The following is a 15143-nucleotide window of genomic DNA, read 5'->3' as shown; positions in this document are numbered from 1 at the left end:
CGGCATGTTCGTCTTCATCTCGCACCTCACCGTCCCACCCGCGGACCACGCCGACCTCGAGCGCCACTTCCGTGAGCGCTCCGGGCTCGTCGACGACTTCCCGGGGTTCCTGTACCTGCAGCTGCTGCGGCCGCAGGCGGGCGGCGCGACGCACACGTTCCTCACCGCGTGGGAGAGCCGCGAGGCGTTCCGCCGTTACATGCGCAGCCGCGAGCACGCGGTGTCGCACGCGCGCGAGCCGGGCGAGATCATGGGGCGCACCGAGGTGCGGCACGAGGCGTACGAGGTGCTCATGGACTCGCGGAGGCCCGCGGCATGGATGCCGTGACGCCGTCGGCCGAGGGTCGCGCGGCGTCGCGGCTGCTCGCGCAGAAGACCGAGCTCGCCCACGCCGTCACCGAAGCGATGTACGCCGAGCGCCCCGAGCTGCTCGAGCGCTACGGCGAGACGGGACGCGCCCGCTGCCTGGAGGATCTGCACTTCACGCTCGAGCACCTGGTCCCCGCCGTGGACCTCGGCGACGCGTCGATGTTCGCCGGCTACGTGCGGTGGCTCGACGCGCTGCTCCGCGCGCGCGGCGTGCCGACGCGGGACGTGCTCCGCTCGCTCGAGCTCGTGGAGCGCGAGGTGCGCGCGCGCTTCCCCGACGACGAGGCGGACGCGGTCGCGCCGTATGTGCGCGCCGGCATCGAGGTCGTGACGTGACGGCGGCCGGGTCGGGCGCCGCCGAGGTCCGCGACGCGTACGTGCGCGCGCTGCGCGACGGCGACCGCCGCGAGGCGTTCCGCCTGATCGACGAGGCGCGCGCGGCCGGTCTCGATCTCGGCACGATCTACATGGACGTGTTCCAGCCGGCGCTGCGCGAGGTCGGGCGCCTCTGGCAGGAGAACGCGCTCACCGTCGCCGACGAGCACCTCGCGACGGCGATCACGCAGGCGGCGATGGCGCGCGTCTACGAGCAGGCGGCGACATGGGACGGCCACGCGCGGCGCACGCTCGTCGCCGCGTGCGTGGACACGGAGCGCCACGAGGTCGGCCTCCGCATGCTCTGCGATCTGCTCGAGTGCGCGGGGTGGGACACGACCTATCTCGGCGCGACGGTGCCGGTGGACAGCCTCGTGATGATGCTGCGGCGGCGTCGACCCGACGTGCTCGCGCTCTCCGCCGCGCTGCCGCCGCATCTGCCGCGACTGCGCGACACCATCCGCGCCGTGCGCCTCGCGATGCACGACGCGCCGCCGCTCGTGCTCGTGGGCGGTCGGCCGTTCCTCGAGGATCCGGCGCTCGCCGCGCGGCTCGGCGCGGACCTGACGGCGGCCGACGCGACGACCGCCGTGCGCCTGCTGAACGAGCGGCTCGCCCCGCCCACGGCCGCGTCCGACGCCGCGTGACCGAGACGTCGAGCGGCGCACCGATCCCGCGTCTCGCGGGATCCTTCCGCGCGTTTCCCGGTGGCGTGCTGCTGCTCGACGCCGACGGCGTGGTGCGGGAGTCGAACGGCCGGCTCGACGAGGCGTTAGGCACGCCGCTCGTCGGGCGGCCGTTCGGCGACGCGCTGGACGGCCCCTCGTCGCGCGCGAAGTGGGAGCGCGCGCTCGCCGCGGCGCGCGACACCGACGACGGCGACGCGGCCGACGGCCGCGTCGTGGAGCTCGTGCTCGCGGGGCGCGAGACGCTCGGCGAGCCGCGGGCGTTCTCCATGCTGTGGGACGACGACGGGCGCGCGGTGTGGCTCGTGGAGCACCCGCGCGACGCGCGGCTCGACCGGCTGCGCGAGCAGGTCACCGACGTGAACTCCGAGCTCGCGAACGCGCAGCGCGACCTGCTGAAGGAGCGGAGCCGCCTCGCTCGCGCGCTCGCCGAGCTGGAGACGCGCAACGCGGAGCTCGAGGCGACCACGCGCGAGCTGGCGCGCAGCAATCGCGCGCTCGACGAGTTCGCGCACGTGGTGTCGCACGACCTCAAGACGCCGCTGCGTTCCATCGCGAACTACGCGCGGTGGGTGGCCGAGGACGCCGGCGGCACGCTCGCCGACGAGCCGCGCGCGCACCTCGACGCGCTGCGCGGGCAGGTCACGCGCATGCGATCGATGATCGACGGCGTGCTCGCGTACGCGCGCGCTGGGCGCGAGCCGTCGGCGCCGGAGCCGGTGGACGTCGGCGCGCTGCTCGGCGAGATCGTCGCGCTGCTGCATCCGCCGGCCGGCGTGCGCGTCGTCGCGGAGGGGCCGCTTCCCACGCTGCGCACGGCGCGCGCGCCGCTGCAGCAGGTGCTGCAGAACCTGATCGACAACGCGATCAAGCACGCCGGGAGCGACAGCGTGGACGTGCGCGTCGGCGCGCACGAGGCGGGCGACTGGTGCGAGCTGGCGGTGTCCGACGACGGTCCCGGGATCCCGGAGCCGTCGCGCGAGCGAGTCTGGGAGCTGTTCCACACGCTGGCGCCGAGCGATGGCGAGCGCACGGGCATCGGGCTCGCCGTCGTCAGGCGCCTCGTCGAGGGACATGGTGGGCGGATATGGGTGGAGTCGCCGAACGATCGCGGAGGCGCGACGTTCCGATTCCTGTGGCCGAGGGTGAGCGGTGGTTGACGAGACGACGATGGAGCGACGCACGATCCTGCTCGTGGAGGACGAGCCCGGCGACCGCGCGCTGGTGCGCCGGCTGCTGCGCGGCGCGCGCCGGGCCTACGACATCATCGAGGTGACGACGGGGCGGGAGGGGCTCGCGCGCTGCGCCGAGTCGCCCCCGGACTGCGTGCTCCTCGACTTCCATCTCCCCGACATGACGGGGCGCGAGTTCCTCGACGCGCTGCCTAACGGCGCGCGCGCGGTGCCGGTGGTGGTGCTCACCGGCGAGGAGGACGACGCCGTCGCGAACGACACGCTGAAGCGCGGCGCGCAGGACTACGTCGCGAAGGACGGCGTCACGGCGCAGGGGCTCGCGCGCGTGATCGAGAACGCGATCGAGAAGCTCCAGATCCGGCGGGCGCTCGAGGAGCAGCGCGCGGCGATGGAGCTGCAGAACCGGCGGCTCGAGCTGCTGCGCGACGAGCTGCAGTCGAAGCTCGTCGAGCTGGCCGACGCGACGAAGGCGAAGGACCGCTTCCTCGCCGTGATGTCGCACGAGATGCGCACGCCGCTCAACGCGATCCTCGGCTACGCGGACCTGCTCGACATGGAGCTGGAGGGGGATCTGTCGCAGGGGCAGCGGCACTACCTCGAGCGGATGCGGCTCGTGAGCGGCCACCTGCTCGCGCTCATCAACGACGTGCTCGATCTCACGCGGGCCGACGCGCGCAAGCTCGAGCTCGACCTGCGCCCCGTGGACCTCGGCGCGGTGGTCGAGGAGTCGGTCGCGCTGCTCGAGGGGCACGCGCGCTAGAAGGGTGTGACGCTCGCGATCGACGGATGCGGCGCCGCGCTGCCGCACGTGCACGCCGATCTGCAGCGGCTGCGGCAGGTGCTCACGAATCTCGTCGGCAACGCGTTGAAGTTCACCGACGATGGCTCGGTGCGCGTGCGCTGCGAGACGCGCGACGACGGCACGGTGGAGATCCAGGTCGTCGACACCGGCATCGGCATCGACTCCGCGGTGCTGCCGCTCGTGTTCGACGAGTTCTATCAGGCGCACTCCGAGCTGACGCGCCGTCACGGTGGGAGTGGGCTCGGGCTCGCGATCTCGCGCCGCCTCGTGGAGCTCATGGGCGGCTCGCTCGACGCGACGAGCGTGGTCGGGCGCGGCTCCACGTTCACCGTGCGGCTGCACGCGGCGGCGGCGGGGAGCGAGCTGCGCCCCGAGGACGTCGCCCGTCACGCGGCGCAGCACGACGCGCGGCGCGCGCACCAGCAGCCGGTGCCGAACGTCTCCGTGGTGGCATATGGCGCGGACCGCGACGCGCTGGCCGAGCTGTCGCGGCGCGTGAGCCCCGGCGTGACGCTGCGATGGACCACCGACCCGGATGGCGTCGCCGCCCTGGCGACCGAGGCGGGCGCGGCGCTCGTCGTGCTCGACGTCGGCAGCGCGGGCGGCGCGGCGTGGCGTGCGGCGCTCGCGCTGCAGGGTGTCGGCGATCTCGCGTCGACCGCGGTGCTGCTGCTGCCGTCGCTCTCGGCAGCGATCCCCGACGAGACGTCGCCCGTGCTGGACCTCGGCTGCGTGTCGCTCGTGCCGAAGCCGTTCACCGCCGAGCAGCTCACGCGCGCGGTGTCGTCGGCCGCGCATCAGGGCGTCGCGTCGCCGGTGAGCGATGGCCCATCGTTCGACGTGCTCGTGGTGGACGACGATCCCGACTCGCGGCGCGTCGCGGCGCGCTTCCTGGAGGACGCGCGGCTCACCGTGCGCGAGGCGCCCGACGGCGAGTCCGCGCTCGCCGACATGCGCGCGCACAGGCCGGACGTCGTGGTGCTCGACCTCATGATGCCGGTGCTCGACGGCTTCGGCGTGCTCGCCGCCATGCGCGCCGACCCGCTGCTCGCCGGTGTCCCGGCGGTGGTGCTCACCGCGAAGAGCCTGACGGAAGCGGAGCGCCAGTACCTGTCGCGCACCGCCGTGCGTGTGCTGCAGAAGGGTGAGCACCGCCTGGCCGACGTCGCCGCGCTCGTGCTGCACGCGGCAGCGCGGACTCGGGACTCGGGACTGGGACTCGGGACTCGTCCCCCCGAGTCCCGAGTCCCGAGTCCCCAGTCCCGAGTTAGGCGCGCGCCGCGAATAGCTCCGTCTGCGGGAGCTCCGGCTCGAGGCGGCGCCGCACGCGCGCGGCCACGGCGTCGATCGCGTCGGGGTCGGCCACGAGGTCGTAGTCGCGCACGTCGATCGAGAGCACGGGACAGCGGTGGAACCCCGCGATCCACCGCTCGTAGCGGCGATGTAGCGCCGTCCAGTACGCGACGTCGGTGTCGCGCTCCTTCGGGCGGCCGCGGCGTGCGATGCGGCCGAGCACCACGTCGAGCGGGCCGTGGAGGTAGACGAGCAGCCGCGGCGGGCGCGCGCCGGGGGAGTGCAGCAGCTCCGCGTACAGCCGCTCGTACAGCTCCCACTCCGTCGCCGTCATGAGGTGCTCCTCGTACAGCCCGCGCGCGAACACCTCGGCGTCCTCGTACCACGTGCGGTCGAGGATCCAGCTGCCGCCGCCCGCGCGGATGTGCCGCATGCTCGCGAAGCGCGTCGCGAGGAAGTGGAGCTGCAGGTGCAGCGCCCACCGCCGCATCGACGCCGGCCCGCCCTCGTAGAAGCGCTCGAGCCAGGGGTTCTCGCCGTCGACGCTTTCCGGCGCGAGCTGCAGCCCGAATCGCGCCGCGAGCGCGCGCGTCAGCGTGCTCTTGCCGACGCCGACCATGCCGGCGACACCGATCAACATGAGGTGAGAGAGAGCGAGGTCGCGGGACGGCGCGGAATCGTGCGCGAACGGTGGCCGGGCGCGATGCGCGCGGCAAGGTCTTGACAGTGGCGCCGAGCCCGGACCCCCCGGCTGTGGCGCGCATGCCACGATCGCGCGACACGGGCGCCACAGCCGCCGTCGCGCGCGGCGCCGCAACGTTAGGCAGAAGGCGCGACACGCCAAGCAGTTAGGCGCAGTGGGCGGGACACCTCGGGTCGGGATCGCCGCTTGCGCTGGCGGGGCGCGTCGTGAATCGCACTCGACGTCGCAGCCGCTTCCTCCTCTCGTCGCACGGAGCCCTCTCGTGAACTCTCGCCGCGTCTCCCTCCTCGCCGTTCTGCTCCTCGCGCCCGCCGCGCCCGCGCTCGCGCAGACGGTCATCGTCACGTCCCCGAACGGCATGGTCTGGAGTGACGGCTCGCCGCGCTACACCGTCCCGTTCGCGTACGATCAGTGGTTGCCATCGAATCTCGGTGGAACGGACGCGCAGGGCGTGGCTGGCATCGAATCGTTCTTCCCGCGCAGCGGCAACGGTTCAGCCGTGATGAAGATCGAGCAGTGGAACGGCAGCTCGGCGGGCAAGGCCGATCTCGAGTACTTCTTCGGCGGCCAGTATCTCTCCCCGTTCTCGCTCGGCTCGCTCGACGGCGCGAGCTACGATTTCTACCGCGACGCTCAGAGCACGGTAGCCGCGAACCAGAATCCTGCGCTCCGCTTCTACGTCGACGCGGACGGTAGCGCGGCGACGACGGGCGATCGCGGCTACCTGATCTACGAGCCGGTGTACAACGGCAACGCCGCGCCTGCCCCGGACGTCTGGCACACGGAGCTGATCGGCGCGTCCAGCAACTTCTGGTTCCGCCAGTTCACGCCGGGCGTGAGCGACTACACCGCGACCGGCAACGGCGCAGCGCTCTCGAGCTTCCTGAGCTACACCGCGCCGAACGGCGCGTCGCTCTCGGCCAACAGCATGGTGTTCGGGTTGAGCACCGGGATCGGCAGCGGCTGGACCGCCGATGCAAGCTGGTTCGGCGCCGTGGACAACGTCAGCGTCACGGTGAACGGCAGCACGACGACCTTCAACTTCGAGACGGTCCAGGCGCCGTGCGTCACGACGCCCGAACCGGTGACCCTCGCCCTCGTCGGCGGCGGCCTGCTCGCGCTCGCCGCTGCCGCGCGCCGACGCCGCACCGCCTAACGACGGCGTCCCCTGGCGCGGGCGTGGCCGGAGCGGTATTCACAGCTCCGACCCCGTCCGCGCCTCGCGCCCCCGCCCATGCGCCTCTCTCTCGCGCTCGTCGCCCTCGCTGGACTGACCGCCTGCGGCCGCCGCGACCACTCCGACGTGAAGCTCTCGTTCGACTCCACCGCGGCCGCCGCCGCCGCGCACGAGCCGCTCGGCCCCGGCGACGAGCGCATCACGAGCACCGACGGCGCGGTCATCCTCTCGCTCGTCGGCGACTCGGTGCGCATGCAGCTCTCCGACTCCCTGCGCCGCAGCGTCCAGCAGTCGCTCGACACCGCGGGCAAGAGCGGCTTCGCCGGGATGATCACCCGCTCCGTGAGCGGCGTGGTGGGCAACGCGCTCGGCTTCGTCGTGCGCATCCCCGTGCGCGACATCGACGAGATCAGCGCCAACGACGGCGAGATCGACATCTCGTCGAAGGGCGGACAGAGCCACTTCCGCACCAGCGGCTCCAACAACCGCGGCGGCCAGCACTCGCGCTTCGCCCCCGCCGACGCCGAGCGCTTCGTCGCCGCGGTGAAGGCGCGCAAGGCGGAGCTCGCGCGTTAGGCGCGGCGGATCCCCGCCTCCGGCGTCCACGCGCCGAGCTCCACGAGATCCACCACGCGTGCCGCGTCGCCGGCGCGCACCGCGTCCGGCCACGCGCGCTGGTGCGTGGCGACGACGAGCTGCGTGAACGACGCGCTCTCCGCCGCGAGCAGCGCGAGCAGCCGGGCGGCGTGCGCCGCATCCACCGACGCGAGCACGTCGTCCAGCACGACGATCGGCGGCGCCCCGCCGCGCGACGCGTACTTCGTCGCCGCGAGCCAGAAGCAGAAGCCGAGCGTGTCGAGGTGCGACTCGCTGAAGTACGCCTGCGGCGGCACGTCGGCGAGCGCGCCGAACGCCGCGTCCTGGTGCAGCGAGCGGCGCCGCTTCTCGTCGAGCCGCAGACGGCCGATCCGCAGCCCTTCCTCGGGGTGGAGCGCCTCGTACAGGCGGTTGCACTCGTCGCGGATCGCGTCGAGCGTCTCCTGCACGAACGCGGTGCGCTCGCGGCGCACGAGCAGCAGCACCGCCTGCAGCCGATCGTGGGCCGCGCGCGCGTCGTGCAGCTCGTCGCGACGCGCCACCACCTGATCGTACGCCGCGCGCACCGCGTCCGCGCGGCCGATCTGCCGCTGCAGCTTCCCCGCGCGGCCCACCGCGAGGTCGCGCAGCGCCGCCGCCCGCTCTGCCAGCGCGGCCACGTCGTCGTCCGCCGCCGTCGCCGCGGCCGCGTCGCGCAGTCGCGTCGCGGCATCGCGCACGGGTGCGTCGAGCCGGTCCACCGTGAGCAGCCCGGCCAGCGCGCATGCCGACCCCGCGCGCCGCGCGTGTGTCGCCGCGATCGACGCGCGCGCCGTCGCCGCGTCACGCTCCGCGCTCTCGAGGCGCGCCGCCGCGCCCGCGAGCTCCTCCACGCGCGCGAGCCGCTCGGCGAGCCGCGCGCGCAGCGCCGCGGCGTCCACCGCGCGCTCGCACACCGGACACGCCTCGGCATCGGGGCCGAGGAGCGCGTACACCTCGCGCAGCACCACCGCCAGCTCGCGCGTCGTGCCGGCGCGCTCGAGCCGATCGAGCGCCGCGCGCGCGTCGTCCACCGCGGCCTGCGCCTGCTCGACACGGCGCGACGCGTCGGCGAGCGTCGCGTCGTCGTGCTGCAAGCGCTCGGCGGCGCGAGCCACCGCGTTCGCGCGCTCGGACTGCGCGTGCAGCGCGTCGAGCTGCGCGGCGTCCTGCGCCCGCGCCCACGCTTCCGCGGACTCCGACGGGCGCTCGGCGGCGATCCACATCTCTTCGAGTGCACGCTCCGCCTGCGCGAGCGCGCCGTCGAGCGACTTCGCGGCGTTCGCCGCGTCGCGCGCGGCGGCAGCGAGCGACGCCTCGCACGACTCGACCTGCGCGACGTCGATGAACCGCTCGATCACCGCGTATCGCTCGCTCGGCTGCGCGTCGACGAGGCGTACGAGCCCCGCGCGCCGCAGCACGTGCACCGGCGGGCCGCTCCACGCCGGCACGCCGACGACCCGGTCGCCCTTCAGCACCGCGCTCCACTCGCCGCGGCCGGTGCGGACCGCGACCTCCACGTCCTCCACGCGTGCGCCCGCGGCGACGAGGTGCTTCGCGTTCGTCGAGCTGCGATCGTCGATCGATCCGCGGCTCGCGTTGCACACCGCGTCGATCGCGTCGACGAGCGACGACTTGCCGGCGCCGTTCTCGCCGAACAGCAGCACGAGCGGACGCGACGCGTCGAGCGAGATCTCGGTGTCGCCCGTGGCGCCGCGGAAGCGGCGGAGGCGCACCGCGGCGATGCGGTCGCGGGCGTCGGGCTCAGTGCGCACGCAGCGCCCGCGTCGGATCCACGCGCGCCGCGCGACGTCCCGGCACCCACGCCGCGACGAGTGCCACCACCCCGAGCACCGCCGCCACGCCCGCCAGCACGCGCGGGTCGGTCGGCGATACCTCGTACAGCATCGCGCGCAGCACGCGTGTCGCCCACGCCGCGCCCACGCCGCCGATCACGATCCCGGCCGCGACGAGCCGCCCGCTGCGCCCGACGACGAGCCGCAGCACGTCGCCGCGCGTGGCGCCCAACGCGACGCGCACCCCGAGCTCCGGCGTGCGGCGCGTGACGCCGTAGCTCACCACGCCGTAGATCCCCGCCGCCGCCATCACGAGCGCCGACGTGGCGAAGACGCCGAGCAGCACGGCGTAGAACCGCTGCCGCGTCAGCGACTCCGACATCAGCCCGCGCATCGTCGTGATCTGATCGACGGGAAGCGTCGCGTCGACCGTCCGGATGGCCGTGCGCACGGCCCCCGCGAGCGCGGCGGCGTCGCCCGCGCCGCGCACGACGAGCTTCACGTACGGGGCCGGCGCCGCGGCGAACGACTGATAGATGTGCGGCGGCGCGGGCTGGTCGAGCGCGAGCCCCTTCGCGTCGCCCACCACGCCGACGATCGTGCCGCGCTGCGTGCCGTAGAACTCCACGACGTGCCCGATCGGATCGCGGCCGGGAAAGAAGCGCCGCGCGAGCGCCTCGCTCACGACGATCGAGCCGCGGTCGGCGGCCGCGTCGTCGGCCAGCAGCCGGCCGCGCCGCAGCGGGATGCCTAACGTGCGGAAGTACTCCGCCGTCGTCGCGGTGAACAGCGTGACGTCCCCGGCCTGCCGCTGCGGTGTCGGCCCGTCCACGACGGAGATGGTGCCGAGGTCCCCCGCGGCGAGCGGCGTGCCGCTCGATACGGCGGCCGCCGTGACGCCGGGAATGGCGCGCGCACGCTCGAGCACCGTCTGCGCGAACCGGCGCGTCGGCTCCTCGCCCGCGTGGCGCGTGCCGCGCAGCTCGATCTGCGCGACGAGCACGCCGTCGGGCTCGAACCCCGGATCACCGCGCACGAGACGCGCGAAGCTCGCGCCGAGCAGCGCCGCGCCGACGAGCAGCATCATCGTGAGCGCGACCTGCGCGACGACGAGCACGTCACCCGCGCGCCGCCGCTCGCCGCCGATCTCCACGACGTCCGCCGCCTCCTTCAGCGCGGCGGGCGACGCGCGCCGCACGCTCTGCAGCGCCGGCGCGAGCCCGAACGCGATGCCGGTGAGCACGCTGGCCAGGAGCGTCGCCGCGAGCACGCGCGCGTTCACGCCGATCGTCGAGACGTGCGGCAGCTCGTCGCCGCCCAGCGCCACGAGCAGCGGCACGCCCACGTACGCGAGCGCCACGCCGAGCGCGCCGCCCGCCAGCGCGAGCAGCACGCTCTCCGTCAGCAGCTGCCGCACGAGCCGCCCGCGCCCGGCGCCGATGGCCAGCCGCACCGCCACCTCGCGCCGTCGCGCGACCCCGCGCGCGAGCTGGATGTTCGCCACGTTCGCGCACGCGACGAGCAGCACGAACACCACCGCGCCGGTGACGAGCAGCAGCGGCCGGCGCGCCTCGCCCACGAGCTGATCGCGCAGCGGGATCACCACCGCCGCCACGCCGCTCCACGATTCCCCCTCGTTGCGCTCGAGTCGTGCCGTCGTCACGTCGAGCCGCGCCATCGCGTGCGCGGGCGTGACGCCCGGGCGCAGACGCGCCACCGTCCAGTAGCCACCGTACGGCCGGTGCGTCGTCTCCTCCGCGCCCGCGGCGGCCGGCGTGGCGAGCGCACGCCACAGCTGCGCGCTCTCCGGGAAGCGGAACGCGCGCGGCATCACGCCGACGATCGTGTGCGGCGTGCCGTCCAGCACCACCGTGCGCCCGATCGCCGACGGGTCCGCGCCGAAGCGCGACGCCCACAGCGCGTAGCCGAGCACCGCGACCGGCGGCGCGTCGGGCCGCGCGTCGTCGCGCGTGACCGCGCGCCCGAACAACGGCGCGGCGCCGAGCAGCGGGAAGAAGTTGGGCGTCACGCTCACCGCGATCACGCGCTCCGGATCGCCGCGGCCGCTGAGCACCGGGTCCCCGCCGCGGTACCCGGCCACGTCCTCGAACGCGTCGCGCTGCGCGGCCCACACGTCGAACGCGAAGCGCGACGCGGTGCCGTATATCGTCGCGCCGGCGCGCCGCGCGCGCGGGATCGGCCCCACGCCGACGAGCTGCTCCGGGTCGCGAAACGGCAGGGAGCGTAGCAGCACGCCCTCGACGACGCTGAAGATCGCGGTGTTCGCGCCGATCGCGATCGCGAGCACGAGCACCGCCACCGCCGTGGCGGCGCGGTTCGCGGCGTGCGTGCGCACGGCGAAGCGGAGGTCCTGCCAGAGGGAGCGCATGCCGTGGCCTCGCGGTGGAACGTGGTCGGTGCCTAACGGTCGCCGGGCGCGCGCCTCGGCCAGCCGCTCGAGCAGGCCGTGCGCGACGACGTCGCCGAGCGCGCGCACCCAGAATCGGACGCGTGCCGGACGCGACGGCGACGTGGCGAGGAAGTCGCGCCGCTGGTCCTGGAACGCCTCGCGCAGCGCCTCCTCGAAGCGCGCGCGGAACGCCGGCGGATAGAGCCGCAGCAGCCGCGCATACCAGGCGGGGCTCATGCGAGCCGCGGCCGTGCGCCGGACGCGCCGGCGACGAGTCGCGCGAGCCGGTCCATCTCCGCCGCGACGACGCGACCGCCGAGCGGCGTGAGGCGGTAGTAGCGTCGGCGCTCGTCGTCGCGCTCGGGCGCGGGCCGTCGCGCCGATTCCACGACGAGGCCGTCGTCGACGAGCCGCTTCAGCGTGCGGTACAGCGCGCCGGGCTGCAGCCGCACCGCCCCCTCCGAGCGCAGCGATGCGTCCTGCATGATCGCGTAGCCGTGCCGCTCCCCGTCGCGCAGCGCGAGGAGGATCATCAGCACGTCGGCCTTGAGCGGCAGGTGCCGTCGGAGTATGGACGAACTGTCCATAGTGTGCCGCTACGCTACCGGCCGCGGCGCGCGAGGTCAAGGGTGCCGTCCACGAGCGCTTCCCAGTCCCGCTGCGTCATCGCGCCCTGCGCGATCCGCTCGGCGAGCGCGTCGCGCTGCTCCGCGGCGACGACGCCTTCCGCGACGAGCCGCGCGGTGACGCGGCGCGCGAGCTCCCGCGCCGGCGCGACGCGCTCGCCGCCGTCCGTCACCGTGTCTCGCGCGCGAGGCCGTGCCGCGCGAGCCACCTGCCGGCGAGGTCGATCCACCCGCCGAGATACGGATCGCCCGGCGCGAGACCGAAGCCGTGCCGCCCCGCCTCGTAGACATGCAGCTCGACCGGCACGCGCGCGGTGCGCAGCGCCTCGTAGAGGTGGATCGAGTTCTCCACCGGCACCGTCGCGTCGTCGCTGCTCGCCACGATGAACGCCGGCGGCGTCTCGCGCGTCACCTGCGTCTCGTTCGAGAACAGCCGCAGCATCGACGAGTCGGGCGACGTGCCGAGGAGGCTCGTGCGCGAGCCGCGATGTACGAGCGGGTCGAACATCGTGACCACCGGATAGACGAGCACCATGAAGTCGGGACGCGCGCTCACCGTGTCGCTCGCGCCGACGCGCGCCTGCGTGCCCGCGTAGTGCGTCCCCACCGACGACGCGAGATGCCCGCCCGCCGAGAAGCCGACGACGCCGATGCGGTGCGGGTCCACCTTCCACTCCGCGGCGCGGGCGCGCGCGATGCGCACCGCGCGCAGCCCGTCGTCGATCATCGCCGGGTAGTGGTAGCGCGGCCCGAGCCGGTACGTCGCGACGAACGCGGTGACGCCGAGCGTGTTGAGCCAGTGGGCCACCGCGACGCCCTCCTTGCCCGTCGCGAGGTGCGAGTAGCCGCCGCCGGGGAAGATCACCGCCGCGGCGCCGGTCGCGCGGTCGGCGGGGGCGGGGAAGACCGTTAGGCCGGGCCGGTCGACGCTCGAGTCGCCGACGGCGCCCGGTGCGCCCGCGGGCCACAGCGGGATCACCTGCGCGTCGCGCGGCACGAACGTGTCGGCGGGAGCGACGTCCTTCTGGACGGGCTGCGCGGCGGCGGCGCCGGCGAGCAGAGCGAGAGCGGCGACGGAGGCGAGGGCGCGATGCATGACGATTATCTTGATCGGAGGACGATCGCTTCGCCATCTCGCACCGGGGATTCGTCGATGTTCCGCCTCCGCCTCGCACTCGTCGCGACTTTCGTGGTCCTGCCCGCGGCCGGGCACGCCCAGGCCCGACCGCAGGCCGAATGGCCGCTGCCGCCGCTGAAGACGCAGAAGCCGCCACTCCACGCGAAGCACTGGCTCGCCATCACCGGCAAGCCGCTGAGCGCGACCGCGGGGGCGATGATGTTCCAGAAGGGCGGCAACGCCGTCGACGCGGCGGCCGCGATGCTCGCCGCCGGATGCACCATCTGGGACACGCTCTCGTGCGGTGGCGAGACGCAGGCGCTGATCTACGACCCGCGCCAGAAGAAGGTGATCGGCATCAACGCGTTAGGCGTCGCGCCGAGCGGCGCCACGCCCGAGTACTACCGCTCGCGCGGCTACCGCTACCCGCCGGAGTACGGCCCGCTCGCCGCCGTCACGCCGGGCACGCCCGGCGGCTTGATGACGATGCTCGCCGAGTACGGCACGCTGTCGCTGAAGGACGTGCTCGGCCCCGCGATCCAGCTCGCCGACGGCTACCCGATCGAGGCGCAGCTCGCGCGGACGATCGAGCAGTACCGGGACACGATCAAGCAGTGGAAGGTCGCGCCGTCGATCATGCTCCCGCACCGCGGCGAGAACTGGGAGGCGCCGCAGCCCGGCGAGATCTTCGTGCAGAAGGATCTCGCCGCGACGTGGCGCAAGCTCGTCGAGGCCGAGCAGCAGGCGCTGCGCGCGGGGAAGACGCGCAAGCAGGCGATCTACGCCGCGTACGACCGCTTCTACAAGGGCGACATCGCGCGCGAGATCGTGCGCGGCACGCGCGACGACGGCGGGCTGTTCACGATGGAGGATCTCGCGACCTGGAAGGTCCGCATCGAGGAGCCGGTGAGCACCACCTACAAGGGCATCACCGTCTACAAGCTCCCGTTCTGGCAGCAGGGGCCCGCGATGCTGCAGGCGCTCAACATCCTGGAAGGCGTGGACCTGAAGTCCATGGGCTACAACTCGCCGCGTTACATCAACACCGTCTATCAGACGCTGAGCCTCGCGTTCGCCGACCGCGACTTCTACTACGGCGACCCGTACGTCGCCCCCGAGGAGCCGGCGAAGGGGCTGCTGTCGAAGGCGTACGCGAAGACGCGCCTCGCGCAGCTCTCCTGGGACCGCAACGACCCGAACGTGAAGCCCGGCGATCCGTATCCGTTCCAGGGAGGGCAGAACCCGTTCACGGATCTGCTCGCGAGGTGGACGGTCGTGCCCGCGCCCGACACGCTGAAGCGCTCGGGCCAGCAGGACAAGCCGGTGCCTAACGATTCGGCGTTCTTCGACTCCTTCTACGCCGGCACGACGTCGATCGAGGCGGCCGACTCGGCGGGGTGGGTGGTGTCGGTCACGCCGAGCGGCGGATGGGTGCCGGCGGTGATCGCGGGGCGCACCGGAGTCGGGCTGAGCCAGCGCGCGCAGAGCTTCGTCACCGACGCCACCGACGGGCCGTTCAACGTCATCGCGCCCGGCAAGCATCCGCGCGTCACGCTCACGCCGACGCTCGCGCTGAAGGACGGCGCGCCGTACCTCGCGTTCGCCGTGCAGGGCGGCGACTCGCAGGACCAGAACCTCCTGCAGTTCTTCCTGAACGTCGTCGAGTGGGGGATGACGCCGCAGCAGGCCGTCGAGGCGCCGAACATCAACAGCTACCAGATGCGCTCTTCGTTCGGCGCGCACGAGTCGCGCCCCGGCCGCATCCTCGTCGCGAGCTCGACGCCGCAGTCGGTGCGCGACGCGCTCGTGCAGATGGGCTACACGCTCGAGGTGGAGGCGCGCACCTCGGGACCGATCAACGCCATCCTGTTCGACCGCGCGCACCGCTCCATGTGGGGCGGCTCCAGCAACCACGGCGAGGACTACGGGATCGCGTGGTAGGCAGAGAGAGCGTGGAGCGTGGAGCGTGGAGCACGCATTG

The 15143-nt window shown here is 73.8% G+C and carries 15 protein-coding genes and 2 pseudogenes; 10 read left to right on the top strand and 7 right to left on the bottom strand.

Features of this window, described 5'->3' with window-relative positions; genetic code table 11:
• Positions 1–4: 4 nt before the first annotated feature.
• The 6 genes and pseudogenes from J421_RS32520 to J421_RS34735 all read left to right on the top strand — a co-directional run.
• Entirely contained in the window at positions 5–328 is a 324-nt protein-coding gene (locus tag J421_RS32520) for an antibiotic biosynthesis monooxygenase family protein (protein ID WP_025409363.1), read from the top strand.
• On the top strand, positions 316–705 hold the full coding sequence (locus J421_RS01340) for a globin family protein (RefSeq protein WP_025409362.1): 390 nt from the start codon (positions 316–318) through the stop codon (positions 703–705). The genes J421_RS32520 and J421_RS01340 overlap by 13 nt, the downstream gene beginning before the upstream one ends.
• On the top strand, positions 702–1391 hold the full coding sequence (locus tag J421_RS01335; protein WP_025409361.1) for a cobalamin B12-binding domain-containing protein: 690 nt from the start codon (positions 702–704) through the stop codon (positions 1389–1391). Before J421_RS01340 ends, J421_RS01335 begins: the two co-directional genes overlap by 4 nt.
• Positions 1388–2590, top strand: a complete 1203-nt coding sequence (locus tag J421_RS01330; RefSeq protein WP_025409360.1) for a sensor histidine kinase — start codon at positions 1388–1390, stop codon at positions 2588–2590. Before J421_RS01335 ends, J421_RS01330 begins: the two co-directional genes overlap by 4 nt.
• A 10-nt stretch (positions 2591–2600) precedes the next feature.
• Positions 2601–3383, top strand: coding sequence for a hybrid sensor histidine kinase/response regulator (locus tag J421_RS01325; RefSeq protein WP_025409359.1), 783 nt, complete (start codon positions 2601–2603; stop codon positions 3381–3383).
• 6 nt (positions 3384–3389) lie between these two features.
• Positions 3390–3758: pseudogene (locus J421_RS34735) on the top strand (ATP-binding protein); the annotation flags it as partial.
• Positions 3759–3811: 53 nt separating this feature from the next.
• Here J421_RS34735 and J421_RS33785 read toward each other — a convergent pair.
• Complete coding sequence (locus tag J421_RS33785; protein ID WP_025409357.1) at positions 3812–4198, bottom strand: hypothetical protein; 387 nt, start codon at positions 4196–4198, stop codon at positions 3812–3814.
• Here J421_RS33785 and J421_RS34730 point away from each other — a divergent pair.
• Positions 4089–4511 (top strand): annotated as a pseudogene (locus J421_RS34730) (response regulator); the annotation flags it as partial. The gene J421_RS33785 and the pseudogene J421_RS34730 overlap by 110 nt on opposite strands.
• 181 nt (positions 4512–4692) lie before the next feature.
• Here the strand turns inward: J421_RS34730 and J421_RS33505 are convergent.
• On the bottom strand, positions 4693–5358 hold the full coding sequence (locus tag J421_RS33505; RefSeq protein ID WP_025409355.1) for a deoxynucleoside kinase: 666 nt from the start codon (positions 5356–5358) through the stop codon (positions 4693–4695).
• Between the two features lie 325 nt (positions 5359–5683).
• Here J421_RS33505 and J421_RS01310 point away from each other — a divergent pair, with 325 nt between their 5' ends.
• A complete protein-coding gene (locus tag J421_RS01310; protein WP_025409354.1) occupies positions 5684–6577 on the top strand; it encodes a PEP-CTERM sorting domain-containing protein in 894 nt (297 codons plus the stop codon).
• A gap of 78 nt (positions 6578–6655) precedes the next feature.
• Positions 6656–7174 (top strand): hypothetical protein, encoded by a 519-nt coding sequence (locus J421_RS01305; RefSeq protein WP_025409353.1) that lies wholly within the window; start codon positions 6656–6658, stop codon positions 7172–7174.
• Here the strand turns inward: J421_RS01305 and J421_RS01300 are convergent.
• From J421_RS01300 to J421_RS01280, 5 genes are read right to left on the bottom strand one after another with little or no spacing between them, the layout of a single operon-like run.
• Complete coding sequence (locus tag J421_RS01300; protein WP_025409352.1) at positions 7171–8988, bottom strand: AAA family ATPase; 1818 nt, start codon at positions 8986–8988, stop codon at positions 7171–7173. The two genes, J421_RS01305 and J421_RS01300, sit on opposite strands and share 4 nt — an antisense overlap.
• Positions 8978–11656 (bottom strand): ABC transporter permease, encoded by a 2679-nt coding sequence (locus J421_RS01295; protein ID WP_104022108.1) that lies wholly within the window; start codon positions 11654–11656, stop codon positions 8978–8980. The genes J421_RS01300 and J421_RS01295 overlap by 11 nt, the downstream gene beginning before the upstream one ends.
• Positions 11653–12006, bottom strand: coding sequence for a PadR family transcriptional regulator (locus J421_RS01290; protein ID WP_025409350.1), 354 nt, complete (start codon positions 12004–12006; stop codon positions 11653–11655). Before J421_RS01290 ends, J421_RS01295 begins: the two co-directional genes overlap by 4 nt.
• Before the next feature lie 14 nt (positions 12007–12020).
• Entirely contained in the window at positions 12021–12218 is a 198-nt protein-coding gene (locus J421_RS01285) for a hypothetical protein (protein ID WP_025409349.1), read from the bottom strand.
• A complete protein-coding gene (locus tag J421_RS01280) occupies positions 12215–13141 on the bottom strand; it encodes an alpha/beta hydrolase (RefSeq protein WP_025409348.1) in 927 nt (308 codons plus the stop codon). The genes J421_RS01285 and J421_RS01280 overlap by 4 nt, the downstream gene beginning before the upstream one ends.
• 57 nt (positions 13142–13198) lie before the next feature.
• Between J421_RS01280 and J421_RS01275 the strand changes: the two genes are divergently transcribed.
• A complete protein-coding gene (locus J421_RS01275; protein ID WP_025409347.1) occupies positions 13199–15103 on the top strand; it encodes a gamma-glutamyltransferase family protein in 1905 nt (634 codons plus the stop codon).
• Positions 15104–15143: the final 40 nt, after the last annotated feature.

This window comes from Gemmatirosa kalamazoonensis (assembly GCF_000522985.1).
GTDB classification, from domain to species: Bacteria; Gemmatimonadota; Gemmatimonadetes; order Gemmatimonadales; family Gemmatimonadaceae; genus Gemmatirosa; species Gemmatirosa kalamazoonensis.
Note: the sequence above shows the minus strand (reverse complement) of the source record. Positions and strands in the feature narration are given on the sequence as shown.